Raw genomic sequence first — 25,112 nt, forward strand, 5'->3', positions numbered from 1 at the left:
ACGAAAGATCATGGCTAAGCGCATCGACGTCAGCGGACTGTCGGCCTACTACGGTGGCACCAAGGCGATCGAGGACATCTCGATGACCGTCGAGCCCCGCTCGGTGACCGCCTTCATCGGCCCTTCCGGCTGCGGCAAGTCCACCTTCCTGCGCACCCTCAACCGGATGCACGAGGTGATCCCGGGCGCGCGGGTCGAGGGCAAGGTCCTGCTGGACGACGAGAACCTGTACGGCGCGGGCATCGACCCGGTGGCGGTGCGGCGCACCGTCGGGATGGTCTTCCAGCGCCCGAACCCGTTCCCGACCATGTCGATCTACGAGAACGTGGTCGCCGGGCTCAAGCTCGCGGGTGTGAAGAAGAAGGCCGTGCTGGACGGCGTGGTGGAGAGCTCGCTCAAGGGCGCCAACCTGTGGAACGAGGTCAAGGACCGGCTGAACAAGCCGGGTGCCGGCCTCTCCGGTGGTCAGCAGCAGCGGCTCTGCATCGCCCGCGCGATCGCGGTCGAGCCGCAGGTGCTGCTGATGGACGAGCCCTGCTCCGCGCTGGACCCGATCTCCACGCTGGCGATCGAGGACCTGATCGGCGAGCTCAAGGAGCGGTTCACGATCGTCATCGTGACCCACAACATGCAGCAGGCGGCCCGCGTCTCCGACCGCACCGCCTTCTTCAACCTGGCCGGTGTGGGCCAGCCGGGCAAGCTGATCGAGCTGGACGACACCCAGCGGATCTTCTCCAACCCGTCGGTCCAGGCGACCGAGGACTACATCTCCGGCCGCTTCGGCTAGACCGGGTCGGATCCGGCCCAGCCGGCTCGGCCGCAATCAGCTGCTCCTCGGTGCTGCATGGCGGTGCCGCCGAGGAGTATGAGAAAGGCCCGCCCCCGGAAACGGGGGCGGGCCCTTGTCGTTCGGTGGCCCGGGTCGCCGGGTCGCCGGGCCGGGTTCAGCCGACGGCCAGCCAGGTGAGGCTGTAGACGCCCGCCGCGACCAGGGCCGCGGCCGGCATGGTGATGAACCAGCCCAGCACGATGTTCTTGGCCACGCCCCAGCGCACCGCGCGGATCCGCTTGGTCGCACCGACGCCCATGATCGCCGCGGTGATCACGTGGGTGGTGGAGATCGGCGCCTTGAAGACGTAGGACGTCACGTACATGATCGTCGCCGAGGTGGACTCGGCGGCGAAGCCCTGCGGCGGGTCCAGCTCGATGATCTTGCGGCCCAGGGTGCGCATGATCCGCCAGCCGCCCGCGTAGGTGCCCAGCGACAGCATGGTGGCGCAGGAGATCTTGACCCAGATCGGGATGCCGTTGCCGCTCTGGTGGCCCGAGATGGTCAGCGCCATCACCACGATGCCCATCGTCTTCTGGGCGTCCTGCAGACCGTGGGCCAGCGCCATCGCGGCGGCCGAGGCGGTCTGCGCGACCCGGAAGCCGCGCTTGGCCTTGTGCGGGTTGGCCCGGCGGAAGAGCCAGAGGATCCCCAGCATCACCAGGTAGCCGGCCAGCAGGCCGACGATCGGCGACAGCACCATCGGGATGATGACCTTGTCGACCACGCCGCTCCAGATCACCCCGGTGCCGGCGGCCAGCGCCGCTCCGACCAGGCCGCCGAAGAGCGCGTGCGAGGAGGAGGACGGCAGGCCGAAGTACCAGGTGACCAGGTTCCAGGCGATCGCGCCGATCAGCGCGCCGAAGAGGGTGGCCATCCCCTTGCTGCCGTGCGGGGTGTCGATCAGCCCCTTGGAGACGGTCTGGGCCACGCCGCTGCCCAGGAAGGCGCCGGCCAGGTTCATCACCGCGGCCATCGCCAGCGCGGCCTTCGGGGTCAGCGCCCGGGTGGAGACCGAGGTGGCGATCGCGTTCGCCGAGTCGTGGAAGCCGTTGGTATAGGTGAAGAAGAACGCGACGCCGACGACGCAGATGAGTGCTGCCATGTCCACGCTGGTCAGGACTCCTTGACGGCGATGGTCTCCACCGTGTTGGCGACATGCTCGAACGCGTCGGCGGCCTCCTCCAGCACGTCCACCACCTGCTTCAGCTTGAGCACCTCGATCGCCTCGTACTGGCCGCTGAACAGGTGGGCCAGCAGCTTGCGGTGGATCTGGTCCGCCTGGTTCTCCAGCCGGTTGATCTCGATCCAGTACTCGTTCAGCCCGGACATGCTGCGCAGGTTCGGCATCGCCGCGGCGGTCAGCTCGGCGGCCCGGGCCAGCACCTCGATCTGCTGCTCGACGCCGGTGGGCAGGGTCTGGACGTCGTAGAGGACGACCAGGTCGACGGCCTCCTCCATGAAGTCCATGATGTCGTCCAGCGAGGAGGCCAGGCTGTAGATGTCCTCGCGGTCGAACGGCGTGATGAAGGAGGAGTTGAGCTGGTGGAAGATCGCGTGGGTGGTGTCGTCGCCGGCGTGCTCGGCGGCGCGCATGCGCTCGACGATCTCCGCACGGGACGACACGTCTGAGCCCAGCAGTTCCAGCAGGAGCTTCGATCCGACGACCAGGTTCTCCGCGGCGGCGGCGAACATGTCGTAGAAGCTCGTCTCCTTCGGGGTCAGGCTAAAACGCACGGATATCTCCGATGAGCGGGGAGTGGACTGAACGATGCTAGGTGCTCTGCGTCAGGGTTGTGCAAACGGGGTGTGCGACCGGGAAGCGGACACTCCTCTTCCGGCCACTGGCCGACCGGTACCTGTTCGGCCCCCGTACCTCGGCGTGCGGGCGTGAGGTCCCAGTCTGACGGAAGCTCGGATGGATTGCCCCTGGCTGCATCCGGTGATCGTGATCCACCGCCCGGACGGGGTAACCCCGCCGACGGGCCCGGTGCGGGAGACTGGGGTCACCGGCGGCGATCGGCCGGGCGAGGACGAGAACGGGGCAGGCCGATGACCACGAGCAGCAGCACGGACAGCAGCGCCGCCGCGCCCGGCGGTCACGGCCCGCACGGGTACAGCTCGCACAAGGCGGACCATCTCAAGCGGCTGCGCCGGATCGAGGGGCAGGCCCGGGGGCTGCAGCGGATGGTGGAGGAGGACGTCTACTGCATCGACATCCTCACCCAGGTCTCGGCCACCACCAAGGCGCTGCAGTCCTTCGCGCTCGCGCTGCTGGAGGAGCACATCACGCACTGCGTCGCGGCGGCCGTCGAGGAGGGCGGCACGGCGATGGACGAGAAGGTGACCGAGGCGATGGCCGCGATCAGTCGGCTGCTGCGGAGCTGACCGGGCCGCTGTGCCGGTCGGCCTCGGGGGCCCGGCGCGGGTGCAGCAGCACCTCGTCGATCCGGGCGGTGGGCAGCCGCTCCGCGCTGCTGGCGGTGGCCGCGATCATCAGCTCGCCGGCCAGCTCGATCTCGTCGAGGGCCGCGCTCTCGTGGCCGCCTGTGCAATCCGTTCGGTCCGCTCGATCCGCCGAGGACGACACCCTGCACCACCCCTTCACCACCCGTACGCCGGGGCGGCAGCCACCCTCCCCCAGCCCAGCCTAGAGAGTGCCGGGCCCGGCCCCCATGGCACGGACGGGCCATCTCTGGGGCCGAAACGGGTGACTGACGACGCGGCTCCTGAGCGGCTGTCACGTCACTTCGGTGAGCCGGACTCCGTCATCTCGACCACGTCGGCGGCGGGTGGCTCGGTGATCTGCACCGGCTTGCCGAAGTCGCTGAAGGCCAGTGAGGAGGTGACGTTCACCTGGTCCTTGGGGTCCTTGGAACCGGCCACCCCGGCGAAGCTGAAGACCTCGGTCACCTTGTTCAGCCGCCCCTGGGGGTCCAGCCAAGCCTCGAACGGGACGTCCTTGACGGTGAAGGTGGCGGCGGCCATCTGCAGGCCGTTCGCCGCCGGGCCGCCGGTGGCCGCGGCTGCCTTCGCCAGGTCCAGGGTGCCCTTGTAGTGCTTGAGCAGCACGCCGTTGACCGTCTCCTCGCCGACCACCGAGGCCTGCTGGACCCCGCGCAGGGCCGCCGCGGCGGTGGCCGGGTCGGTGGCGCCGTTGCTGATCAGGTTCCCGTCGGCGAGCTGGCGCACGTCCAGCTTGACCCACTTGCCCGCGGGCACCTTGGCGCCGCTGTTCTGCAGGAAGACGATGCCGGGCTCGACCACCTCGACCACCTTGCCGGTGGTGGCGGCGCCGGGCGGCACCTGCACCTCCAGGCGGCCGATCCGCTTGCCGTAGTCGTATGCGCCGCTGCCGGAGAAGTCGGCCTTCTTGGCGCCGGACTCGGTGGTCAGCTGGGTGGTGGCCTGGACCGAGCCGGTCCGCCCGGTGATGTCGGCGGCGTTGCGCACGGCCGTCAGCGGATCGTCGGCGAGCTTGTCGGCCACCGGGCTCGGGCTCGGGCTCGCCGCCGTCCCGGCGTCGGCGGAGCCGCCGGAGGCGCCGCCGCAGGCCGACAGCGTGGCGGCCAGCAGGGCGGTGGCCGCCACCGGGCCGAGGAAGCGGGCGGTGCGCGAGGCGGTCGCGCCCAGTGGTGTATCGGTGACCGTCGCCTTGGCGAGCGTGGTCGTGGTGATCGTCATGGTGATCTCAACCCCCAGGGTGATCCGGGCCCCGACGGGCCGGACGACCGGCGGGCCGCCGCCCCTGGGTGGGCGGGGCCGGTACTGGCGAGAACGACCGGCCGCCCCGCCGGTTACGGCAGTGACGGCGCGCGGCGGTCGGCGCGCGCCGGGGTGCGGGCCCAGGGAGTTACCGTTAGGAACGTGTATACGGAGCCGTCGGCTCAGGCCGACCCGCGCGAGGAGCACGAAGGCGGGTCCACCCCGCACCGGGTGCAGATCAGCGAGCGGGGGTCCTTCGCACACGCATCCTGCGACTGCGGCTGGTTCGCGCCGGGGCGGCGCTCCCGTGACCGGGCCCGGCGGGACGCGGACGAGCACCTGGCGGCGCCGGAGGCGGCGTAGCGCACCGGGCTGCCGACCGGTCGTGTGGCGGGATCAGGCGGCGAGGTCGGAGTCGGCGGCGGTGGCGTGCCCCTGCTCGGGGCGCGGGTGCCCGACCGCCGGGGTGCCGCGGCGCCGGCGCCCGCCCCGCGGGCTGCCGACCGGGTCGGCCGTGATCAGCGGCGCGACCGCCGTGCGGGCGAGCGCGTGGCACAGCGGCACCAGGACGGCCATCGCCAGCGGGGCCAGCAGCAGCACCACCGCGGTGGCCAGCGCGTAGCCGCCGAGCACGTCGGTCGGGTAGTGCACGCCCATGAAGATCCGACAGAAGCCTTGCAGCGCGGCCAGGGTGCCGGCCAGCGCGCCCAGCCGGCGGTCGACCAGGAAGAGCGCCACGGCCACCGCCATCGACATGGTCGCGTGGTCGCTGACGAAGGAGTGGGTGCCGGCCTTGCCGGCCACCAGCACGTCGAGGCCCGGGTGGTTGAGGAAGGGGCGCGGCCGGTCCACGATGGCGGCGATCGGCAGGTTGGCCAGTTCGGCCAGGGCCATCGCGAGCGGGGCCCAGAGCACCCCGGCCACCGCCGCCGGCGCGCCCGGCCGGCGGCGGGCCCGCAGCCAGGCGACGAGGCAGAGCATGGCGAGGCCGAGCAGGATGCCGTACTCGCCGACCCAGGAGACCAGGGAGTCGAGCCAGCCGGGGGAGTCCCTGGCCCAGCCGTTGACGGTGTAGAGCAGTTCGAGGTCCGGGTTGCCGGTGTCGGCCAGCAGCGTCGACACGCCGTACTTCCTTTGCTCCGTGGGGTTGCCGAGTTGCCCCATGCCTAACGAGCCGGGCAGGTCACAGCGTTCCACGCCGGACGGGTGTTATGGAAACTTGACGCGAGCCGGTCGATTCTGGTGCGTCGTCAGGCCTGCTTCCCCGCGCGGGCGGTGTCGCCGGTGCCGGGCAGCGCGGCCGCCGCGGCGAGCGGCAGGCCCGACGCCGGGGCGCTGGGCGTCGGGGCGGCCGGGGTGGGCGTGGCGGACGGCTGGGCGGGGCCGGCCGCACCCGGGTCGGAGCCGCCGGTGATGTTGCCGTTTCCGTTGTTGTCGCGGACCGGCAGCGCGGCGGCGCCGTCCTGGGTGACCCGGGTGGCGCCGAAGTAGTCCTTCTGATCGATGGAGTCGTAGCGGATCACCGCGCCGGTGTGCGGGGCGTTGATCATGTAGCCGCCGCCGACGTAGATGCCGACGTGGTGGATGGTGCGCGGGTCGGACAGGTCGGTGGCGAAGAAGACCAGGTCGCCCGGGCGCAGTTGGTCGCGCGAGGGGTGCGGGCCGGCGTACCACTGGTCGTTGGCCACCCGGGGCAGTGCGATGCCGACCGAGGCGTAGGCGGCCACGGTCAGGCCCGAGCAGTCGAACTCGTAGTTCTGCGAGGCGAGTCCGTCACCGCCCCAGAGGTAGGGCGTGCCGAGCTTGGTCTGGGCGAAGTAGATCGCGCCGGAGGCCTGCGGGGAGACGGCGACCGTACTGGTGGGGGCGGTGAAGCTCGTTTCCAGCGCCTTGATCGAGCGGACGTACCCCTGGGTCTCGGTGTAGGCGGGCACCCCGCCGGCGCTGATCACGGCGTAGGGGCCGGCGTTGTAGGCGGCGAGCAGGTTGGCCTGCGGGTCGCCGGGGACGTTGGCGGTGTCCTTGGCCAGCGCGCAGTCGTAGTTGGCGGCCGAAGCGATGGCGTCGGCCGGGTCCCAGATGTCGGCCTTGCCGTCGCCGTCGCCGTCCACCCCGTAGATCGCCCAGGTGCTGGGCAGGAACTGGGCCAGGCCAAGGGCACCGGCCCCGCTGCGGGCTGACGGATCGAAACCGCTCTCCTGGTAGAGCTGGGCGGCCAGCATCGGTGGGGAGATCTGCGCGCACCGGGAGCCGGCCTGCTGGATCAGACCCTGATAGGCGGCCGGGACGGTTCCCGGGGCGAGTGCCAGGCCCGAACCGCCGCCCGGCACGCTTCCGCTGGCGGCGTAGGTTCCGACACCGACCAACAGCAGGAAGCCGAATGCAACAGCTCCACCCGCGAGCGCCGCTCGAGGGCCATTCCGGAGTACCATCAGCACCATCCCGATGCAGTGTCAGAGTGCTTGTGTCCCAGTGGATCCTGGGCCAGAGCCTCCGGCGCGACACGGGCCCGCATATGCCCCCCGCATGCGCCAGGGCGATCGGCCGACACCCCCACCAGTCTTCTGCAAGGCGTTGCTCAGCGCAATCATCGGAGATACAAAGAGTGAGCGCTATCCTTCGTACGGTGGACATACTGGCGTACCTGTGCCGAGCCGCGCGACCAATCCTCAAGAAGTAGCCAAGTCGACATCAGATCCGGCCAAGAATAGGCCTCAGCCCTTCGCGCTCCTGAGGTGATGGGCCTTGAATTGCCTGAGCGGGCGGTGAGACAGGAAATGCACGTGAATGACACAGTGAGCAGTGTGGGTGGCGTGGTGAACGGTTACGTAAGTGGCTTGCTGGCCGATCCGAGCCCGAGTCCGGCCCCCAAGGCCAACATTGACACCATTATCGGCGGAATCGCCCCGGACTGGGGTCCGTTCTCCACGCTCGGCTCGGAGGCCCGGATCATGGTGGAGGTCGTGATGGCGGTCGCCATCCTGGCCTGCCTGGCGATCGCGGTCTGGGGAGCGGCGAAGCAGCGGATCGGCGCGACCGCGATGCGCGACTCCTTCGGCGCCGAGCAGGGCAAGGGGCTGATCATCGCCGGTCTGACCGGCGTGTTCATCATCGGATCCCTGACCACTCTGTTCACCATTGTCTACGGCATGTCCATCTGACGGTCAGACAGTCATACCGGCAGTCTTCCGACAGTCGCACCGGCGGCCCTGGCGGTCGGTCAGAATCGGAGTGTCAGAACTGGACGGCCGACCTGCGGTCGGCCGGGTCGGCCGCCGCCGGGTGTCCCGGAACGTAACGCTGGAGCCCACCGCCGGCTCCCCTGTCCCAGGAGGGCCGCCGTGCCGTTGCCCGACGACCAGCCGCACACCCGTACGCGGCTGCCGGTCGGCGAACAGGCCTCCGCGTACCCGGCGGGCCGTCAGCCCAGGCCGCTGCGAACCCTGCTGACGGTGCTGCTGGTGGTCACGCTGCTGGTGCTGGCGATCGCGATCGCCAACCGCGGCAAGACCGACCCCACGGCGGGCGGCAGCCACCAGGCGCCGCCGCCACCGGGGGCGGCGGTGCCCACCGCGCCCACGGGTACCCAGCCGGTCGGCACCAGCAGCAACGGGATCGCCACCGGCTACCCCGACACCGACCAGGGAGCCCAGTCGGCGGCGGCCAACTACGCGGTCGCGCTGGGCAGCGCCGACATGTTCCGGGCCGACGGACGGCGCAGCGTGCTCGCCACCATCGCCGACCCGGCCGTCGCCGACGCGCTGCGCGGCCGGCTGGACCAGCAGCTCACGCCCGCCGTGCTGAGCGGCTACGGCCTGGACGCCCAGGGCCAGCCGCCCACGGGCCTCACCTTCGTCAGCCGCACGGTGCCGGTCGGCACCCGCACGGACGGCTACACGGCGGACAGCACCAAGGCGCTGGTCTGGTGCACGGGTCTGGAGGGGCTGGCCGGGACCTCCTCGACCAAGCCGGTGTCCGCGAACTGGTTCACCCTCACGCTGAGCCTGCGCTGGACCGGCGGCGACTGGAAGCTCACCGACTTCTCCACCCAGAACGGCCCGGCTCCCGTCCCAGCCGACCAACAGGCCGCCAGTGCCGACGAGATCACCGGCGCCGTCCAGCAGTTCGGAGGCTTCCGCTATGCCCGCTGACGGTCTGCAAGGCTCCCGGCTGCGCCGCACCGGGCGGCTGGGGAGCGCGGTGCTGCTGGTGCAGCTCGGGGCGCTGCTGCTGGCGCAGCGGGCGTTCGCGGCGCCGTCGCCTTCGGGGAGTCCCAGCCCCGTGCCATCGCCTGCCAACGGCAACTGCCCCAACCTGCCGATGGCCGGTGACGGGATCCTCTGTGCCAACAGCCCTGGGAGCTCGCTCCCCGGCTCCTCCACCGTGGGCTCCGTCACCGACCCCCTCGGCTCGCTCGCCAAGGGCTGCGCGCAGGCCGCCGCCTGGGTGGTGCGCAGCCTGTCCGGGCAGATAGACGGCACCACCCAGGTCGACTTCACCAACGCCAGCTTCCTCCAGCAGTACGCCGTGGTGTTCGCCGGTGCCACGGTGGTCACCCTGGTGCTGTGGCTGCTCGCGGTGACCAAGCGCGCGGTGCGGGGGGTGCCGCTGACCCAGGCCTTCTCGGAGGCGATCGGCTTCCTCTGGCTGACCGTGGTGGCCTCCGCCTTCACCCCGCTGATCCTCTACACCGTGACCGGTGCCACCGACGGCCTGACCGCCGCCATCGCGGCGGGCACCAAGTCGGACACCAAGGGCTATCTCGGCGGGCTCGCGGACACCCTGGAGCACGGCACCATCGGCGGCGGTCCGCTGATCCTGATCCTGGTCTCGCTGGTCGCCGTGCTGGCCGCCGCGGTGCTCTGGATCGAGCTGCTGATCCGGGCCGCGATGCTCTATGTGGGAGCGCTGCTGGGCACCGCGGTCTACGCGGGCCTGGTGGACAAGCAGCTGTGGAAGCACGTGCGCCGCTGGGCGGGCCTGATGGCCGCGATCGACCTGGCCAAACCGGTGATCGTGATCATTCTGGGCCTGGCCAGCGCGGTGGCCAGTGGTGCCGGTGCCTCGGACGACTTCTCCCGGGTGCTCTCCGGCCTGGCGATCCTCTTCCTGTCGATCTTCGCCAGTAGCGCCATCTACCGCTTCGTGCCCGGCTTCGGCGACGAGATGCTGCACCTGCGCCAGGCCCGGGCGAGCGCCGTCTCGGCCGGCTCCGCGATGATCAACGGACCGGCCAACCTGGTGAAGCAGGGCATCTCGACGCACGGCGCGCGCGGTGGCTCCGAGGGCGGCGGCGGTGGGGGCGGTGGCGCCGGCGGCGGTTCGGCCGCGGCCGGGATCGCCGCGCACGCCTCGCGCACCCCGGCCCCGCCGGCCCAGCCGCCCGCTCCGGCCCCAGCACAGAACCCAGCGAAGGGAGGGTGACGCACCTTGAGCAGCGAACCGCTCGGCCAGTACGGGGGGCAGTACGCCCAGAGTTACGTCCAGCAGCGCCGCACCTACCTGATCGGCAAGGCCCGGCCGAACGCGCCGATCGGGCGCAACCGGGAGTCCGGGGAGATCCTGCTGATCATCTTCGGCGCCTTCCTGGGCATGATCTGGGGCCTGCTGATGCCGATCCTGGTGCTGAAGATCGTCGGCCTGGTCGGCTTCCCGGTGCTGGCGATCGCCGCGGTCTACGTCCCGTACCGGCGCCGGACCTTCTACAAGTGGGTGGAGATCAACCGCAGCTACCGCCGCACCGTGCGCAGCGGCCGGGCCGTGTGGCAGTCCACCGCGATGGACGCCGGCACCCGGTTCGACGGCCGCGAGATCGAGGTCGGCCCGCCCCCGGGGGTGGGCCGGCTGCGCTGGCTGAGCGCGCCGTTCGGGCCGGACGAGGTCGCGGTGCTGATGCACCTGGAGCGGCGCACGGTCACCGCGGCGATCGAGATCGAGGGGCCGGGCGTGGGTCTGCGCGACTCCGAGGACCAGGAGGCGCTGGTCGACCGGTTCGGCACGCTGCTCAAGCATGTCGCCAACGGGGACGGCTTCGTGACCCGGCTGCAGATCCTGGCCCGGACGCTGCCCGCCGACCCGGACGCGCACGCCAAGGACGTCGAGCGGCGCGGCGACCACCAGGCGCCGCGCTGGCTGCAGGACTCCTACGACCAGCTGCAGTCGATGGTCTCCACCTCCTCCGAGCAGCACCGGGCCTATCTGGTCGCCTGCATGCAGTACAACCGCGACCTGGCCGCCGAGGCGCACGCGATGGGCCGCAGCGCCTACGACAAGCGAACCGCGGACAAGCGGGCCGGTGACCAGGGCACCCGGGACGACGACGGCCTGGCGGCCGTGATGGCGCGTGAGCTGACCGACATCTGCGCGCGGTTGGCCGAGGCCGACATCAGGGTGCGGCAGCCGCTGGGCCAGGCCAGGCTCTCCTCGCTGCTGCACTCGATGTACGACCCGGACCACCCGATCGACCACCTCCAGGCGATGAGCCGGCGCAACGCCTGGCCGGCCGAGCTGGACGCCACCCACCCGCAGTACCTGGCGGCCAAGACCCGCGAGTCGACCACCCGCGAGCCCTGGTGCCACGCCACCGCCTGGATCAAGGAGTGGCCGCTCACCCCGGTGGGCGTCAACTTCCTGGCCCCGCTGCTGGTCCACACCCCCGACGTGATCCGCACGGTGGCCGTCACCATGGACCTGGAGCCCACCGACGTGGCGATCGAGCGGATGCTCACCGAGAAGACCAACGACGAGGCCGAGGCCAGCCGGGCCGCCAAGATGAACCGCACGGTCGACCCGCGCGACCTGGCCCACACCGGCCGGGTCGACCAGCGCGGCGACGACCTGGCCTCCGGCGCCGCCGGCGTCAACCTGGTCGGCTACATCACCGTCTCCTCGCGCAGCCCCGAGGCGCTGGCCCGGGACAAGCGGACCATCCGGGCCTCGGCCGGCAAGAGCTACCTCAAGCTGGAGTGGTGCGACCGCGAGCACCACCGGGCGTTCGTCAACACCCTGCCGTTCGCCACCGGCATCCGCCGCTGACCCGCTCTGGAGACTCCGCATGGCGATTGGCAATCTCTCCGACGCCTTCACCAGCCTGATGTTCGGCAAGGTGGAGACCACCCGGCTGCCGGTGCGTACCTCCACCGGCCAGGCCCAGGCGGTCTACCTGCCCACCGCCGCCCCGGGGTTGGGCGACTCCGGGGTGATCATCGGCCGCGAGGTCTACAGCGGCAAGGGGTACGTCTACGACCCGTTCCAGCTCTACGGCCAGCAGCTGCCCGCGCCGCACTGGCTGGTCCTCGGCGAGTCCGGCAACGGCAAGTCGGCGCTGGAGAAGACCTATGTGCTGCGCCAGTTGAGGTTCCGCGACCGCCAGGTGGTGGTGCTGGACGCGCAGGGTGAGGACGGCGTCGGCGAGTGGAACCTGATCGCCGACGCGCTGGGCATAAAGTCCGTGCGGCTGGACCCGATGGCGGCCCGGGACGGCGGGGTGAAGCTCAACCCGCTGGATCCGGCGATCACCACCACCGGCCAGCTCTCGCTGCTGCGCACCATCATCGAGGTGGCGATGGGACGCAGCCTGGAGGAGCGGGCCGGCTTCGCGCTGAAGGCCGCGCACGCCCATGTGCGGGCCACGGTGACGGACCGCCAGCCGATCCTGGGCGACATCATCGACACCCTGCGCCGCCCCGACCTGTCCTCGGTGGAGTCGCTGGGCGTGGACCCGCAGGAGGTGCAGTCCTGGGGGTTGGACGTCGCGCTGGTGCTGGACCGACTGGTCGACGGCGACCTGCGCGGCATGTTCGACGGCTCGACCACGGACGGCATCGACCTGGACGCGCCGCTGATCGTCTTCGACCTCTCGCACATCGACCGCAACTCGATCGCGATGCCGATCCTGATGGCCATCGTCGGCGTCTGGCTGGAGCACACCTGGATCCGCCCCGACCGCAGGAAGCGCATCTTCCTGGTCGAGGAGGCCTGGCACATCATCAACAGCCCCTTCGTCGCCCAGCTCTTCCAGCGGCTGCTCAAGTTCGGCCGCCGGCTCGGCCTGTCCTTCGTCGCCGTGGTCCACCACCTGTCCGACGTGGTGGACGGCGCGGCGGCGAAGGAGGCCTCGGCGATCCTCAAGATGGCCTCCACCCGGACCATCTACATGCAGAAGGCCGACGAGGCCAGAGCCACCGGACGGGTGCTCGGCCTGCCCCGGTGGGCCGTGGAGATCATCCCGACCCTCTCCCCGGGCATCGCGGTCTGGGACGTCAACGGCAATGTCCAGGTGGTCAAGCACATCATCACCGACACCGAGCGCCCGCTGGTCTACACCGACCGCGCGATGACCGAGGACGCGGTCGCCGAACGGATCCGCGCGGAGCGGCAGCTGGCGGCCGAGCCGGGGGTCTGAGTCCGGCCCGGAGGTCAGTCGCGCGGCAGCACCGGCGGCACGGTCTCCGGCTGCTCGGGCACGCCGGGCAGCCGGACCACCGCCAGGGCGCCGGGGCCGCCGTCCTGCGCCGGGCCCAGCGCGACCTGGCCGCCCGAGTCCTGGATGGTCTGCGCCACGATCGACAGTCCGAGGCCCGAGCCGGGCAGCTGCCGGGAGCCCGGCGAGCGCCAGAACCGGTCGAAGACGTACTTCAGCTCGTCGGCCGGGATACCGGGCCCGTGGTCGCGCACGGTGAGCCGGCCCTCGTGCAGGGCGACGTCGATGGCACCGCCGGGCGGGCTGTACTTGACCGCGTTGTCCAGCAGGTTCATCACCGCCCGCTCCAGCGCGGCGGCGTCCGCCCGGACGTACCAGGGGTCCAGCGCGACGTTGAAGACCAGTCCGGGGCCGCGGAGCTTGCCGCGGTCGACGGCCCGCTGGGCGATCTCGTGGAAGGCGACGGTGGCCACGTTCTGCCCGGGGCGCGGCGTGTCCGGTCTGGAGAGCTGCAGCAGGTCGCCGATCAGCACGGTCAGCTCCTGCATCTGCGCCTTCATATTGCCGAGCAGCTTGGTCTTGGTGTCCGGGGGCAGCGGCCGGCCGGTCTCGTCGCTGCGGATCAGCAGGTCGACCGTGGTGCGCAGCGAGGTGAGCGGGGTGCGCAGCTCGTGTCCGGCGTCGGCGATCAGCCGGGTCTGCAGGTCGCGGGAGTTGGCCAGCGCGGTGCTCATGGAGTTGAAGGAGCCGGCCAGCCGGGCGATCTCGTCGCTGCCGTGCACCGGGATGGTGGTGCCGACCTCCTCGGTGCGGGCGATGTGCTCCACGGCGTCGGTGAGGTCGTCCACCGGCTTCAGCGCGGCGCGGGCGACGACGCGGCCGGTGACGCCGGCGACGGCGACTCCGATGGCGGCCACGCCGACCAGCAACAGGGCGAGTTCGCGCAGCGAGCTGTCCACGCTGGACAGCGGGGTGGCGGTGATCAGCACGAACGTCGTGGGGACCCCGTTCACCGCGAGAGAGGTGCGGTTCAGCCGGATCATCGCCGGGGATCCGTCAGCGTAGCTGCCGAACCGGATCTGGACCTGATGATCGGGCAGGTTCAGCGCGTCGAGGTAGTCCGGATGCACGCTGATCGGCTTGGCCGCCTCGCCGGCGACCAGGCAGTTCTGGGAGCCGTCCGAGCTGAGCAACTGGTAGTTCCACGCGCCGCCGGCCGGTGGTCGTGCCTGGCCGGTGGCCTGCGCCCGGGAGTTGATCTGGGCCAGCTGGGTGGCCGCGGCGGCTGGTGTGCTGCCGCAGGCCAGGTAGTCGCTGTTCTGCCTGGGCGGGAAGGGGCTGAGCGGCGCGTAGCTCTTCAGCTGGGCTCGCGGCAGGTCGTACAGCTTGTCCCGGACGATGAACCAGGCCGCCACCGAGCAGAGCGCGATCGCCAGCGCCACCGCGACCGAGGCCAGGATCGCCAGCCGGCTCCGCAGTGATCTCCCGTGGTACCAGCCCGCCACGCGCCCCTGCCCCCGTTGCCTTGCCACTCTGGTCATCGTCCTCAGGTCGCTGTCGCTGTCGCCGGTCCGTTGCCGTCGCTCAGCCGGTGGTGGTCGTGCTCGGCGCGCGCAGTGCGTAGCCGACGCCGCGCACGGTCTGGATCAGGCGCGGCATCCCGCCCTGCTCGGTCTTGCGCCGCAGGTACATCACATAGACGTCCAGCGAGTTGGAGGAGGGCTCGAAGTCGAAGCCCCAGACCGCCTTGAGGATCTGCTCCCGGGTGAGCACCTGGCGCGGGTGCGCCAGGAACATCTCCAGCAGCATGAACTCGGTGCGGGTCAGCTCCACCGGCCGCCCGTCGCGGGTCACCTCCCGGGTCGCGGTGTTCATCCGCAGGTCGGCGAAGGCCAGCACCTCGCTGTCGTCCTCCACCGCGGTGGCCCGGGCCGCGGCCTCGGTGGCCAGGGCGTTGCGGCGCAGCAGGGCGCGGACCCGGGCGAGGAGCTCGTCGAGCTCGAAGGGCTTGGCGAGATAGTCGTCCGCGCCGACGTCCAGGCCGGTGACCCGGTCCCCGACGGCGTCGCGGGCGGTGAGCATCAGGACGGGGGCGGTGTCCCCGCGCGAGCGCATCCGGCGCACCGCGGTGAGGCCGTCCATCCGGGGCATCATGATGTCGAGCAGCACCAGGTCGGGCTGGTCGCGTTCGACGGCCTCCAGCGCCTCGTAACCGTCCGTGGCGGTGGTGACCTCGTAGCCTTCGAAGGCGAGGCTGCTCTCCAGGGCGTCCCGCAGTGCGGGCTCGTCGTCGACCACGAGCAGGCGGGCGGTGGCCGGCTGCTCGGCAGGGGTGCGGTCGTCGGCGGGGGGAGTCATCGGCGGTGTGGCCCTCTCTGGGACTGGAAGGGGTCTAGCCATTGTGCGGTGTTCGGCGGGCCGAACGGTGGACTACAGCGTCTGACCGGCCTGCATCTTCGGCAGGACCTGCTTGACGGCGTTGATCGGGATGGCGAAACCGAGGCCGACGCTGCCGGCCTGGCTGCTGCTGGAGCTGCTGCCGCTGCCGGAGTACATCGCGGAGTCGATGCCGATCACCTGGCCGGCGGAGTTGATCAGCGGACCGCCGGAGTTGCCCGGGTTGAGCGCGGCGTCGGTCTGCAGGGCGGAGTAGGTGGCGGTGTCCGAGGAGGTCGCGCTGCTCGAGCGGCCGCTGTAGCCCGGGAAGTAGGGGAAGCCGAAGCCGCCGTTGCCGCGCGTGCTGCCCTCGTCCACCTGGACGGTGACCTGGCGGTTCTTGGCACTGATGATGCCGGAGGTGACGGTGCCGGTCAGCCCGTCGGGGTTGCCGATGGCCACCACCGGGTCGCCGACGGCCATCGCGTCGGAGTCGCCGAGCGTGGCGGTGGGGAGCCCGCTGGCACCGCTCGCGGTGATCACCGCGACGTCCAGCGACTTGTCGGTGCCGGTGATGCTGCCCGAGGTCTTGGTGCCGTTCTGGTAGGTGACGGTGATCGTGCCGCCGTCGGTCACGGCGCTGGAGATCACGTGGTAGTTGGTGAGGATCTGCCCGCTCGCGGTGAGGATCACACCGGTACCGGTGGAGGTGCCGCTGTTCGACTGGACGTCGATCTGCACCACGCTGGGCGAGACGGCGGCGGCGATCGCGGCGACGTCGGCGGTGCCGTCGGACTTCGCGGAGACCGGGCTGACCAGGGTGGTCGAGCTGGCGGTGGTGCTGCTGTGCCGGGCGTCGGCGACGGCGCCGCCGGCCAGTCCGCCGAGCACCGCGGCGACCGCCGCGACGGCGGTGACCAGGGCGAGCCGGCCGCGCAGGAAGCCGTTGCGGGCCCGGTGCGAGGGGCCGACCGGTTCGGGCTGCTCGCCGGGCAGGGTGGGCGGCGGGCCGTAGTACGGCGGCTCGCCGCCGCCGGCCGGGGTGCCCTGGGGCTCGGCGGCGTAGGCGCCCTGGGTGTAGTCGAAGTGGGCCACGGCCGGGGCCGGCGCCATCGGGTAGTCCTGGTGAGCGGTGGGTGCTCCGGCCGGCTTCGGCGGGAGGTCGGACCCCGACTCATCTGCGGTGGTGCGGTACTGGTCGCTCATGGACCAAACCGTCCGCCCGGCGGATGAAGAACCCATGAGAGTCCGGTCAGAACGGGCAGAGAAGCCCGTTGACTTCTCATAAAGGACGGCTACCCTGCCGTCCGCCGGCCGGTCACCGCTGGTCGCTGTCGCCGCCGCAGCCGCAGGAGCGCCGCACCACGAGCCGGGACGGGAACTTGCGGACCCGCTCGGTCTCGGAGCCCGGCACCATCAGCGAGTCGTCCAGCACCAGGTCCACCGCCGCGCGCGCCATCGCCTCGCGCTCGCTGGCCACCGTGGTCAGCGGCGGGTCGGCCAGCGCCGCCTCGGGGATGTCGTCGAAGCCCGCGACCGCGAGGTCGTGCGGCACCCGCAGGCCCAGCTCGCGGGCGGCCCGCAGCACGCCGATCGCCTGGTCGTCGGTGGAGCAGAAGATGGCCGGTGGCCGGTGCTCCGAGCGCAGCAGCTCCAGTGCCACCTCGTAGGCGCCGTAGCGGTGGAAGGGGGCGTCGATCAGGTGCTGGTCGGCGGGCAGCTCGTGCGCGTCCATCGCCCGCTGCCAGCCCTCGACGTGGTCGATCACCGGGTCGCCGGGCGCGGGGGTGTCCACCGGGCCGCCGAAGCAGGCGACGTACGGGTGACCGTGCACCTCCAGCAGGTGGCGCACCACCAGTTCGGCGCCGCCCACGTCGTCGGTGACCACCGAGACGTCGTCGATCGCGTCGGGCCGGCGGTGCAGCAGCACCACCTTGGCGCCCTCCATCGCCGCGAACTCCTTGGCCGCGCGCTGCGGGGCGCCCTGGCTGACCAGGATCAGACCGGAGACCCGCATGCCGAGGAAGGCCTGGATGTAGTGCATCTCGCGGTCGTCGGCGTAGTCCGAGTTGCCCATCAGCACGAGCTTGCCGCGGTCGGAGGCGGCCCGTTCGACCGCGTGCGCCATCTCGGCGAAGAACGGCTGGCGGGCGTCCGGCACGATCATGCCGATCAGGTTGGTCCGCCGGGAGGCCATCGCCTGCGCGACGCTGTTCGGCCGGTAGCCGAGCTGCTCGATCGCGGCGAGCACCCGTTCCTTGGTCGCGGGCGCGACAGGGCGCGGTCCGTCGTTGATGACGTAGCTGACGACCGCGGTCGAGGTCCCAGCCAGTCGGGCTACATCGTCGCGCGTCACCTTGGCCACGCGCGCAGTCTACGCGTGTTTGTCCAGCCCCAGCGGGGCGGGCCCGGTCTCGTCGCCGGGCCCGCCCGCAGGTCAGCCGGGCAGGCCGCGGCCGACCGGCTGCGCCTGGGTCTCGGCCGCGCCGCGGTCGGCCTTCTCGCCCTGCGAGGGGACCACGAAGCGGTAGCCGACGTTGCGCACGGTGCCGATCAGCTGCTCGTGCTCGACGCCGAGCTTGGCCCGCAGCCGCCGCACGTGGACGTCCACCGTGCGGGTGCCGCCGAAGTAGTCGTAGCCCCAGACCTCCTGCAGCAGCTGGGCCCGGGTGAAGACCCGGCCCGGGTGCTGGGCGAGGTACTTGAGCAGCTCGAACTCCTTGAAGGTGAGGTCGAGCACCCGGCCCTTGATCTTGGCGGAGTAGGTCGCCTCATCCACTGAGAGGTCGCCGTTGCGGATCTCCATCGGGCTGTCGTCCACCTGGGACTGCTGCTGGCGGCCCATCGCGAGCCGCAGTCTGGCCTCCACCTCGGCCGGCCCCGCGGTGTCCAGCAGGACGTCGTCGATGCCCCACTCGGCGGTGACGGCGGCCAGGCCGCCCTCGGTGACCACCAGGATCAGCGGGGCGCTCACACCGGTGGACCGCAGCAGCTGGCACAGGCTGCGGATCTGCGGCAGGTCGCGCCGGCCGTCGACCAGTATCACCTCGGCACTGGGGGTGTCGACCAGTGCCGATCCCTCGGCCGGGGCCACCCGCACCTGGTGCAGCAGCAGCCCGAGGGCCGGCAGCACCTCCGCCGACGGCTGCAGTGCGTTGGTGAGCAGGAGGAGAGAACTCATACCCGGGTCGTCCTCTTTTCGTCTCCGCGGACCGGTGGCCAACACCTCGTCGTGCGGCCACTGGTACGGGTGGGCTACCACTCGCAAGGACATCCGGTTCGGAGTCCTGAAAGCACAAAAGGACCCGGGGGCTACTCTGCCCGGATCCCTTAGCGGTCGAGGATAGCTCAAGCGGGCCGGCCGGCGAAGGGGTCAGGGCACGTGATCCAGCTCGCGTTCGCCGCCGTGCGCCCCGGGTACGCCTGCTCTGGCCTGCGCGATTCCCGTTCGGTCCGGGCCCGGGGCGATGATGGGGCACGGCAGCGACCGGCACACGTATGTGTACACCTTCGAGAAGGAGCCGCCATGACCGCGAGCACCGAACCGTCCCCGGGCCTCCGGCCGGGAGGGACCTCCACAGCCGTGGTGACCGGAACCATCCGCTACTGGGCCGCCGCCAAGGCCGAGGCGGGCATCGCGGAGGAGCCGTACCGGGCGGCCAGCCTGGCCCAGGCGCTGGAGCAGGCCAAGGAGCGGCACGCCGACCGCCCGAGGTTTGTCCGCCTGCTGGACATCTGCTCCTACCTGGTGGACAGCGAGCCGGTCGGCGGCCGGGACCGCACCCAGGTGTCGCTGACCGAGGGCGGCGCCATCGAGGTGCTGCCGCCCTTCGCGGGGGGCTGACCGACCCGCGCGCCGGCGCCGGCAATCCCGACCCCGGTGCGCCGACCCCGGACTCCCGTTCGGAACCATGGTCAGTGGCGGATCGTCGTTACGGCGATAGGACGAGCGAGCACGGGGAGAGAGTTCGAATGCGGACCTGGATCAAAGCGGCCATCGCCGTCCTGGTGCTGGCCGGGCTGCTGGTCGGCGCCGACCGGATCGCGGTGGTGGTCGCGCAGGGCCAGGCGGCGGACAAGCTGGCGGGCCGGCAGGGGATCACCGGCAAGCCCTCGGTCTCGATCGGCGACTTCCCCTTCCTGACCGACCTGATCAGCCGGAAGGTCGGCAGCGTCCGCCTCTCGGGCGTCGGGGTGCAGCTGAACGGTGGCGGCAGCACCTTCCAACTGGACGACTTCTCGGCCGATCTGAAGGGCGTTCAGGTCTCCAGCGACTACAAGTCGGCGACCGTCGACTCGGGTACCGGCACCGGGCTGGTCAGCTACCAGGAGGTACACAGCCTGCTCGGCCTGGACCCGAGCATCGCGCTCGGCTACGGCGGCCCCGGCCTGGTGAAGGTCACCGGGGTGCTCTTCGGGCAGAAGCTCAGCACCACCGTGAAGCTGCGCACCGACGGTGACACGGTCGGCGTGGACAGCGTCGGCGCACTGCCCGGACTGGGCGCGCTGCCGGGCGTCGGCCAGCTGGTCAACTCGCAGCTCGGCTCGCGGAACTTCACCCTCCAGGGCAGCATGCCGGTCGGTCTGCGGCTGCAGCAGGTCGTCCCGCAGTCCGGCGGGCTGGACCTCACCTTCCAGGGCAGCCACGTTCAGCTGATCGACTGAGCAGGCGGGCAGGCGGGCAGGCGGCCGGGGAAGGCCGAAATCCCACTATTCGAGCATATTGGTCTCGCCATTCGATACGCTGGTGACAGGGGCGGCCCTGGCTCCCTAGCATCGTCCTCATGAAGCGACAGGCGGACCTCACGAAGCGGCGGGCGGTAGACCTCTGCCGCGTGTCTGCCTGCCTGTGTCGCAAGCGCTGACCGGCGGCAGAGTCCGGCAGAATCGACTCGCCGCCACGCCCGCACCCCCGGCCTGACCAGGCACTCTCGCCTGCGGCCGCATTCTCTCCCGCAGTCTGCCCGGCGGCCTCGGTCATCCCGCCCCGTCCCACTATCCGGACATATTTTCGGACAAGTGGCTCGGAGAGCCGGACCGCAGCCGCCCAGGCCTCTCACTTCCGCCAACCGCCCCCGGATGGAGACAGAAAATGAGCCGCAGCGACGTCCTGGTCGACGCCGACTGGGTCCAGGCCCACCTGGACGACGAGAAGGTCGTGCTCGTCGAGGTGGACGAGGACACCTCCGCGTACGACAAGAACCACATCAAGAACGCCGTCCGGATCGACTGGAAGAAGGACCTCCAGGACCCGGTCCGCCGCGACTTCGTCGACCAGGCCGGCTTCGAGGCGCTGCTCAGCGCCAAGGGCATCGCCAACGACGACACCGTCGTCCTCTACGGCGGCAACAACAACTGGTTCGCCTCCTACGCGTTCTGGTACTTCAAGCTCTACGGCCACGGCGACGTCCGCCTGCTGGACGGCGGTCGCAAGAAGTGGGAGCTGGACTCCCGCGACCTGGTCGACGGCTCCGAGGTCCCCAGCCGCCCGGCCACCGACTACCGCGCCCAGGCCCAGAACACCGCGATCCGCGCCTTCCGCGACGACGTGGTCGCCGCGATCGGCAGCAAGAACCTGGTCGACGTGCGCTCGCCCGACGAGTTCTCCGGCCGCCTGCTCGCCCCGGCCCACCTGCCGCAGGAGCAGTCGCAGCGCCCCGGCCACGTGCCGAGCGCCCGCAACATCCCGTGGTCGAAGAACGCCAACGACGACGGCACCTTCAAGTCGGACGACGAGCTGCGCGCGCTCTACGTGCAGGAGGGCGTGGACCTGTCCCAGGACACCATCGCCTACTGCCGGATCGGCGAGCGCTCCGCGCTCACCTGGTTCGTGCTGCACGAGCTGCTCGGTCAGGCGAGCGTCCGGAACTACGACGGTTCGTGGACCGAGTACGGCAGCCTGGTCGGCGTGCCGATCGAAATCGGCGCCTGAGCGCACCGCGCCGTACCGAGAAGCAAGGAGACCTGAGACATGTGTGGTGCGAAGGCCGGCGGCCCGGACCTGGCAGGAGTTGACGTGGCGAACGAGACGATCATCCAGGGTTCGGTGACCCGCGACGGTGAGCCGGTCAACGGCTACGTGCGGCTGCTGGACGCGGGCGGCGAGTTCACCGCCGAGGTGCCCACCTCGGCCACCGGGCAGTTCCGCTTCTTCGCGGCCCCCGGCAGCTGGACCGTGCGCGCGCTGGTGCCGGGCGCGACCGTGGACCGCAAGGTGGTCGCCTCCCAGGGCGCGCTGACCGAGGTCCCGATCGCGGTCTGACCCCGTTCGGGAAATGAAGCGCTGAGCCCCTGCCTTCGGCGGGGGCTCAGCGCTTTACTGGGAGGTGTGCAGCAGCGGCGCCGGCATGTCTACTACTTCACCGCGATGGGCATCTGTCTCGGGCTCTTCGTGCTGGCCTGGGGCGTCGTGCGGTTCTTCTCCCTCGGTGCGGCGATCGGCATGTGCCTGGTGGCGATGGTGATCCCGCCGCTGGCCGCGATCTTCGCCAACCGGCGCGACCCGGAGGACGACTGGTGGCGCGACCCGCGCTGGGACGACCCCAAGTGGGAGGACCCGGGGCACGACCGCGACAAGCCGGACCACGAGTCCAAGCCGTAGCCCCGACCGGCACTGGCCCGACCGGTGCGGCTAGTAGACCAGCGCCTGGACGCCGTCGGCCATGATCTCGCTGACGAAGACCTGGGCGCCCGCGATCCGGACACCCTCGATGGTGTCCGCCTGCTCGATGTCGCGCCGCACCGCGCACTGGGTGCAGAGCGTGACCGTGCCGGCCGCCAGGATCGACTCCAGCAGGTCCGGCAGCGGGGCGGCGTGCGGCAGCTCGAACTCCGCCGCCCGCCCGGGCAGCGCGAACCAGGACGACTCCCCGGTCAGCCAGAGCGAGACCTCGACCCCGCTGGCGACCGCGACGGCGGCCACGGTGAAGGCCTGCGAGCAGCGCTCGGGCGCGTCCGCTCCGGCGGTGACCTTGATGACCAGCTTCTTCGACACGCCGTCAGCTTAGACCGACCGGCAAATGGTGGGCCTCACCGCGAACCGCCTGGTAGGGCCGGATAGACTCGCGCCGTCATCGTCCGTCCGCCGACACCGCACCGGGAGCCCCACCGTGAGTGGTCTTGAACTCTTCTTCGACATTCTGCTGGGCGTCGTGGCCGTTGTGATCGCCTGGTTCGCCATCTTCTCCGTGATGAAGCTGTACCAGGGCCAGCGCTGATCCCTCCCGTTACCGTAGAGGTAGCCCACCGCCCACGACTGCGACCAGGACCATGATCGAGATCCCCTCTGACCTCCACAAGGACGTCGTTTCGCTGGCCTTCCTCCTCGGCACCTGGGAAGGAGCGGGCGTCTACGACTTCCCCGGCCAGGAGAAGTGCAACTTCGGCCAGGAGGTCGTCTTCCGGCACGACGGCCGCCCGTTCCTGGAGTTCCGCTCCCGCAGCTGGGTGCTGGACAACGAGGGCGAGAAGGTCCGCCCGCTGGAGACCGAGCACGGCTTCTGGCGGGTCACCAGCAACCAGCACGGCACCAGCGGCGAGCGCGAGGTGGAGATCTCCATGGTGCGCGACGACGGCACCGTGGAGATCTGGTACGGCAAGCTGGCCGACGGCAAGCCGCAGATCGACGTGGCCACCGACGCGGTCGCCCGGGTCGAGGGCTCGGCGCCCTACAGCGGGGGAAAGCGGCTCTACGGCTTCGTCAACGAGGAGCTGCTCTGGGTCGGCGAGAAGGCGGCGCCCGAGGTGCCGCTGCGCCCGTACATGTCCGCCCAGCTGCGCAAGGTGCTCAGCCCGGCCCAGCTGATCAAGGACATCAACGACCTGCCGGACGACGGGATCGCCTTCTTCCGCTGAGCAGCGGGCGACCGAGGGGCAGAGAGGTGGCACCGTGGCGGACATCGGCACCGACTGGAAGACCGATCTGCGCCGGCGCGGCTACCGCCTCACCCCGCAGCGCCAGCTGGTCCTGGAGGCGGTGGACCGGCTCGACCACGCCACCCCGGACGAGATCCTCGGCCAGGTCCGGCTGACCGCCAGCGGGGTGAACATCTCCACCGTCTACCGGACGCTGGAGCTGCTGGAGGAGCTGGGCCTGGTCTCGCACGCCCACCTGGGCCACGGTGCGCCGACCTACCACCTGGCCGACCGCCACCACCACCTGCACCTGGTCTGCCGGGACTGCGGCAAGGTGCAGGAGACCGACACCGCGATCGCCGCCCCGCTGATCGACAGCCTGCGCGAGCAGCACGGCTTCGACACCGACCTCAAGCACTTCGCGATCTTCGGCCGCTGCGCCGACTGCACCGCCGGCCTCGGGCAGTCGCAGCCGTAAGCGGTACCGGTCGTAAGCTGGCGGGCATGAAGAGCCCGCTGCTGTCCCTGCCCGGAGCCGTCCCCGCCGAGGGAGCCGACGAGGGCGTCGCGGCCCACTACGGCGACCTCTTCCGCGAGCAGCGGGAGCTGGCGGCCGGCCGGGCGTTCACCGATCTCTCGCACCGCGGCGTGATCACCGTGACCGGCCCCGACCGGCTCGCCTGGCTGCACCTGCTGCTCACCCAGCACGTGAGCGAACTGCCGCCGCAGCAGGCCACCGAGGCGCTGATCCTCTCCCCGCACGGGCACGTCGAGCACGCCCTCTACCTGGTCGACGACGGCACCACCAGCTGGGCGCACGTCGAGCCGGGCAGCCAGTCGGCGCTGATCGAGTACCTGGAGCGGATGAAGTTCATGTACCGGGTGGAGATCGCGGACGCCACACCGGAGTTCGCCGTCGTCCACCTGCCGGCCGGCAACCCCGCCGCCGCCTCGGGCGCCGCCGCGGTGCGCGAACTGCCGTACGGGCGGGACCTCTTCCTGCCGCGCGCCGAACTCGCCGAGCAGGTGAAGGAGTTCGGCAGCCCCGCCGGGATCTGGGGCTACGAGGCACTGCGGATCGAGGCGCACCGCCCGCGGCTCGGCTTCGAGACCGACCACCGCACCATCCCGCACGAGGTGGACTGGCTGGGCACCGCCGTGCACCTGAACAAGGGCTGCTACCGCGGCCAGGAGACGGTGGCCCGGGTGCACAACCTGGGCAAGCCGCCGCGCCGCCTGGTCTTCCTGCACCTGGACGGCACCGAGGAGGTGCTGCCCGCGCACGGCGCCGAGGTGCGACTGGCCGCCGAGCCTGGGGGAGGCCGGGCGCTGGGCTTCGTCACCTCGGCGGCCCGCCACTACGAGCTCGGCCCGATCGCACTCGCGCTGGTGAAGCGCAACGTCCCGGTGGACGCCGAGCTGCGGGCCGGCGGGGTGCCGGCCACCCAGGAGGTCGTGGTCGCCCCGTAGCGGCCCCGGCCCTCAGACCTCCAGCAGTACGGTGAACGGCCCGTCGTTCACCAGCGAGACCTTCATGTCCGCCCCGAACCGGCCGGTCTCCACCTTGGCGCCCAGCGCCCGCAGCCGCTCGACCAGCTCGGCCACCAGCGGCTCGGCGACCGGCCCGGGCGCGGCGGCGGTCCAGCTGGGCCGGCGGCCCTTGCGGGCGTCGCCGTAGAGCGTGAACTGGCTGATCACCAGCAGCGGGGCGTCGAGGTCCGAGCAGGACAGTTCGGTGCTCTCGCCGTTGAAGATCCGCAGCCCCCACAGCTTGCGGGCCAGCTCGGCGGCCTGGGCCGCGGTGTCCTGGTGCGTCACTCCGACCAGGACGCAGAGCCCCGGACCGCTGATCGCGCCGACCTGTTCCCCGGCCACCGTCACGGCGGCCTCGCTCACCCGCTGCACCACTGCTCGCATGCGGGCCAT

At 71.3% G+C, this 25,112-nt stretch carries 30 protein-coding genes; 17 read left to right on the forward strand and 13 right to left on the reverse strand.

All coding sequences use genetic code 11. The features are described from left to right. Nucleotides 1-10 precede the first annotated feature (10 nt). On the forward strand, nucleotides 11-787 hold the full coding sequence (gene pstB, locus OG403_RS20530; RefSeq protein ID WP_329566476.1) for a phosphate ABC transporter ATP-binding protein PstB: 777 nt from the start codon (nucleotides 11-13) through the stop codon (nucleotides 785-787). A gap of 157 nt (nucleotides 788-944) precedes the next feature. Here the strand turns inward: pstB and OG403_RS20535 are convergent, their stop codons facing one another. Continuing rightward, complete coding sequence (locus tag OG403_RS20535; RefSeq protein ID WP_329566477.1) at nucleotides 945-1,940, reverse strand: inorganic phosphate transporter; 996 nt, start codon at nucleotides 1,938-1,940, stop codon at nucleotides 945-947. A 5-nt stretch (nucleotides 1,941-1,945) separates the two neighbouring features. After that, nucleotides 1,946-2,566 carry a DUF47 domain-containing protein gene (locus OG403_RS20540; RefSeq protein ID WP_329566478.1) on the reverse strand — a complete coding sequence of 207 codons (621 nt, stop codon included), beginning with the start codon at nucleotides 2,564-2,566 and terminating at the stop codon, nucleotides 1,946-1,948. Between the two features lie 315 nt (nucleotides 2,567-2,881). Here OG403_RS20540 and OG403_RS20545 point away from each other — a divergent pair, with 315 nt between their 5' ends. Then, nucleotides 2,882-3,217 carry a metal-sensitive transcriptional regulator gene (locus OG403_RS20545; RefSeq protein ID WP_329566479.1) on the forward strand — a complete coding sequence of 112 codons (336 nt, stop codon included), beginning with the start codon at nucleotides 2,882-2,884 and terminating at the stop codon, nucleotides 3,215-3,217. On the opposite strand, the gene OG403_RS20550 is transcribed toward OG403_RS20545, so the two are convergent. Next, nucleotides 3,195-3,419, reverse strand: a complete 225-nt coding sequence (locus tag OG403_RS20550; protein WP_329572732.1) for a hypothetical protein — start codon at nucleotides 3,417-3,419, stop codon at nucleotides 3,195-3,197. The genes OG403_RS20545 and OG403_RS20550 overlap by 23 nt on opposite strands. Before the next feature lie 155 nt (nucleotides 3,420-3,574). Beyond that, entirely contained in the window at nucleotides 3,575-4,513 is a 939-nt protein-coding gene (locus OG403_RS20555) for a hypothetical protein (protein ID WP_329566480.1), read from the reverse strand. Nucleotides 4,514-4,696: 183 nt separating this feature from the next. Between OG403_RS20555 and OG403_RS20560 the strand changes: the two genes are divergently transcribed. Further along, nucleotides 4,697-4,897, forward strand: coding sequence for a hypothetical protein (locus tag OG403_RS20560; RefSeq protein ID WP_329566482.1), 201 nt, complete (start codon nucleotides 4,697-4,699; stop codon nucleotides 4,895-4,897). Nucleotides 4,898-4,930: 33 nt separating this feature from the next. Here the strand turns inward: OG403_RS20560 and OG403_RS20565 are convergent, their stop codons facing one another. Together OG403_RS20565 and OG403_RS20570 are read right to left on the reverse strand one after the other, a co-directional pair. After that, a complete protein-coding gene (locus tag OG403_RS20565) occupies nucleotides 4,931-5,656 on the reverse strand; it encodes a phosphatase PAP2 family protein (protein ID WP_329566484.1) in 726 nt (241 codons plus the stop codon). Between the two features lie 128 nt (nucleotides 5,657-5,784). Next, a complete protein-coding gene (locus tag OG403_RS20570; RefSeq protein WP_329566486.1) occupies nucleotides 5,785-6,966 on the reverse strand; it encodes a bifunctional lytic transglycosylase/C40 family peptidase in 1,182 nt (393 codons plus the stop codon). Nucleotides 6,967-7,374: 408 nt separating this feature from the next. Between OG403_RS20570 and OG403_RS20575 the strand changes: the two genes are divergently transcribed. The 5 genes from OG403_RS20575 (at nucleotide 7,375) to OG403_RS20595 (ending at nucleotide 12,938) form a co-directional block, all read left to right on the forward strand. Next, nucleotides 7,375-7,695, forward strand: coding sequence for a hypothetical protein (locus OG403_RS20575; RefSeq protein WP_329572393.1), 321 nt, complete (start codon nucleotides 7,375-7,377; stop codon nucleotides 7,693-7,695). A 180-nt stretch (nucleotides 7,696-7,875) separates the two neighbouring features. Continuing rightward, a complete protein-coding gene (locus OG403_RS20580) occupies nucleotides 7,876-8,685 on the forward strand; it encodes a hypothetical protein (protein ID WP_329566489.1) in 810 nt (269 codons plus the stop codon). After that, nucleotides 8,675-9,958, forward strand: coding sequence for a hypothetical protein (locus OG403_RS20585; RefSeq protein ID WP_329566491.1), 1,284 nt, complete (start codon nucleotides 8,675-8,677; stop codon nucleotides 9,956-9,958). Before OG403_RS20580 ends, OG403_RS20585 begins: the two co-directional genes overlap by 11 nt. Nucleotides 9,959-9,964: 6 nt before the next feature. Beyond that, entirely contained in the window at nucleotides 9,965-11,569 is a 1,605-nt protein-coding gene (locus OG403_RS20590; RefSeq protein WP_329566493.1) for an SCO6880 family protein, read from the forward strand. A 19-nt stretch (nucleotides 11,570-11,588) separates the two neighbouring features. Next, nucleotides 11,589-12,938, forward strand: a complete 1,350-nt coding sequence (locus OG403_RS20595; RefSeq protein ID WP_329566494.1) for an ATP-binding protein — start codon at nucleotides 11,589-11,591, stop codon at nucleotides 12,936-12,938. Nucleotides 12,939-12,952: 14 nt separating this feature from the next. On the opposite strand, the gene OG403_RS20600 is transcribed toward OG403_RS20595, so the two are convergent. The 5 genes from OG403_RS20600 to OG403_RS20620 form a co-directional block, all read right to left on the reverse strand. Continuing rightward, nucleotides 12,953-14,488, reverse strand: a complete 1,536-nt coding sequence (locus OG403_RS20600) for a HAMP domain-containing sensor histidine kinase (RefSeq protein ID WP_329566496.1) — start codon at nucleotides 14,486-14,488, stop codon at nucleotides 12,953-12,955. Between the two features lie 52 nt (nucleotides 14,489-14,540). Next, nucleotides 14,541-15,314, reverse strand: coding sequence for a response regulator transcription factor (locus OG403_RS20605; RefSeq protein ID WP_329566497.1), 774 nt, complete (start codon nucleotides 15,312-15,314; stop codon nucleotides 14,541-14,543). A gap of 72 nt (nucleotides 15,315-15,386) precedes the next feature. Further along, nucleotides 15,387-16,538: a S1C family serine protease gene (locus tag OG403_RS20610; RefSeq protein WP_329566499.1), complete on the reverse strand. Its 1,152-nt coding sequence runs from the start codon at nucleotides 16,536-16,538 to the stop codon at nucleotides 15,387-15,389. Between the two features lie 112 nt (nucleotides 16,539-16,650). Then, on the reverse strand, nucleotides 16,651-17,697 hold the full coding sequence (locus OG403_RS20615; protein WP_329566500.1) for a LacI family DNA-binding transcriptional regulator: 1,047 nt from the start codon (nucleotides 17,695-17,697) through the stop codon (nucleotides 16,651-16,653). A gap of 72 nt (nucleotides 17,698-17,769) precedes the next feature. Continuing rightward, nucleotides 17,770-18,513 carry a response regulator transcription factor gene (locus OG403_RS20620; protein WP_329566502.1) on the reverse strand — a complete coding sequence of 248 codons (744 nt, stop codon included), beginning with the start codon at nucleotides 18,511-18,513 and terminating at the stop codon, nucleotides 17,770-17,772. Nucleotides 18,514-18,858: 345 nt separating this feature from the next. On the opposite strand from OG403_RS20620, the gene OG403_RS20625 reads away from it, so the two are divergent. The 6 genes from OG403_RS20625 to OG403_RS20645 all read left to right on the forward strand — a co-directional run bounded on the left by OG403_RS20625 (nucleotide 18,859) and on the right by OG403_RS20645 (nucleotide 21,933). Further along, nucleotides 18,859-19,176 (forward strand): MoaD/ThiS family protein, encoded by a 318-nt coding sequence (locus OG403_RS20625; protein WP_329566503.1) that lies wholly within the window; start codon nucleotides 18,859-18,861, stop codon nucleotides 19,174-19,176. Nucleotides 19,177-19,304: 128 nt separating this feature from the next. Beyond that, nucleotides 19,305-19,997 (forward strand): LmeA family phospholipid-binding protein, encoded by a 693-nt coding sequence (locus OG403_RS20630; protein ID WP_329566505.1) that lies wholly within the window; start codon nucleotides 19,305-19,307, stop codon nucleotides 19,995-19,997. A 119-nt stretch (nucleotides 19,998-20,116) separates the two neighbouring features. Then, nucleotides 20,117-20,197 (forward strand): putative leader peptide, encoded by an 81-nt coding sequence (locus tag OG403_RS36745; RefSeq protein ID WP_442911081.1) that lies wholly within the window; start codon nucleotides 20,117-20,119, stop codon nucleotides 20,195-20,197. A 227-nt stretch (nucleotides 20,198-20,424) separates the two neighbouring features. Then, nucleotides 20,425-21,264: a sulfurtransferase gene (locus tag OG403_RS20635; RefSeq protein WP_329566507.1), complete on the forward strand. Its 840-nt coding sequence runs from the start codon at nucleotides 20,425-20,427 to the stop codon at nucleotides 21,262-21,264. Nucleotides 21,265-21,303: 39 nt separating this feature from the next. Then, nucleotides 21,304-21,594, forward strand: coding sequence for a DUF1416 domain-containing protein (locus tag OG403_RS20640; RefSeq protein WP_266294945.1), 291 nt, complete (start codon nucleotides 21,304-21,306; stop codon nucleotides 21,592-21,594). Between the two features lie 66 nt (nucleotides 21,595-21,660). Next, the gene (locus OG403_RS20645; RefSeq protein ID WP_329566512.1) at nucleotides 21,661-21,933 is read left to right on the forward strand and encodes a DUF3099 domain-containing protein; all 273 of its coding nucleotides are present in this window, start codon (nucleotides 21,661-21,663) and stop codon (nucleotides 21,931-21,933) included. Between the two features lie 30 nt (nucleotides 21,934-21,963). Here the strand turns inward: OG403_RS20645 and OG403_RS20650 are convergent, their stop codons facing one another. Beyond that, nucleotides 21,964-22,326, reverse strand: a complete 363-nt coding sequence (locus tag OG403_RS20650; protein WP_329566514.1) for a DsrE family protein — start codon at nucleotides 22,324-22,326, stop codon at nucleotides 21,964-21,966. A 275-nt stretch (nucleotides 22,327-22,601) separates the two neighbouring features. Here OG403_RS20650 and OG403_RS20655 point away from each other — a divergent pair, with 275 nt between their 5' ends. The 3 genes from OG403_RS20655 to ygfZ are packed head-to-tail and all read left to right on the forward strand — an operon-like array spanning nucleotide 22,602 to nucleotide 24,656. After that, nucleotides 22,602-23,186: an FABP family protein gene (locus tag OG403_RS20655; RefSeq protein ID WP_329566516.1), complete on the forward strand. Its 585-nt coding sequence runs from the start codon at nucleotides 22,602-22,604 to the stop codon at nucleotides 23,184-23,186. Between the two features lie 34 nt (nucleotides 23,187-23,220). Next, complete coding sequence (locus OG403_RS20660; protein WP_442910946.1) at nucleotides 23,221-23,664, forward strand: Fur family transcriptional regulator; 444 nt, start codon at nucleotides 23,221-23,223, stop codon at nucleotides 23,662-23,664. A gap of 26 nt (nucleotides 23,665-23,690) precedes the next feature. Continuing rightward, entirely contained in the window at nucleotides 23,691-24,656 is a 966-nt protein-coding gene (gene ygfZ / locus OG403_RS20665; RefSeq protein ID WP_329566518.1) for a CAF17-like 4Fe-4S cluster assembly/insertion protein YgfZ, read from the forward strand. 12 nt (nucleotides 24,657-24,668) lie between these two features. Here ygfZ and dtd read toward each other — a convergent pair whose 3' ends face one another. Continuing rightward, on the reverse strand, nucleotides 24,669-25,103 hold the full coding sequence (dtd, locus tag OG403_RS20670) for a D-aminoacyl-tRNA deacylase (protein ID WP_329566521.1): 435 nt from the start codon (nucleotides 25,101-25,103) through the stop codon (nucleotides 24,669-24,671). Nucleotides 25,104-25,112: the final 9 nt, after the last annotated feature.

This window comes from Kitasatospora sp. NBC_01266, assembly GCF_036242395.1.
Taxonomy (GTDB): Bacteria; Actinomycetota; Actinomycetes; order Streptomycetales; family Streptomycetaceae; genus Kitasatospora.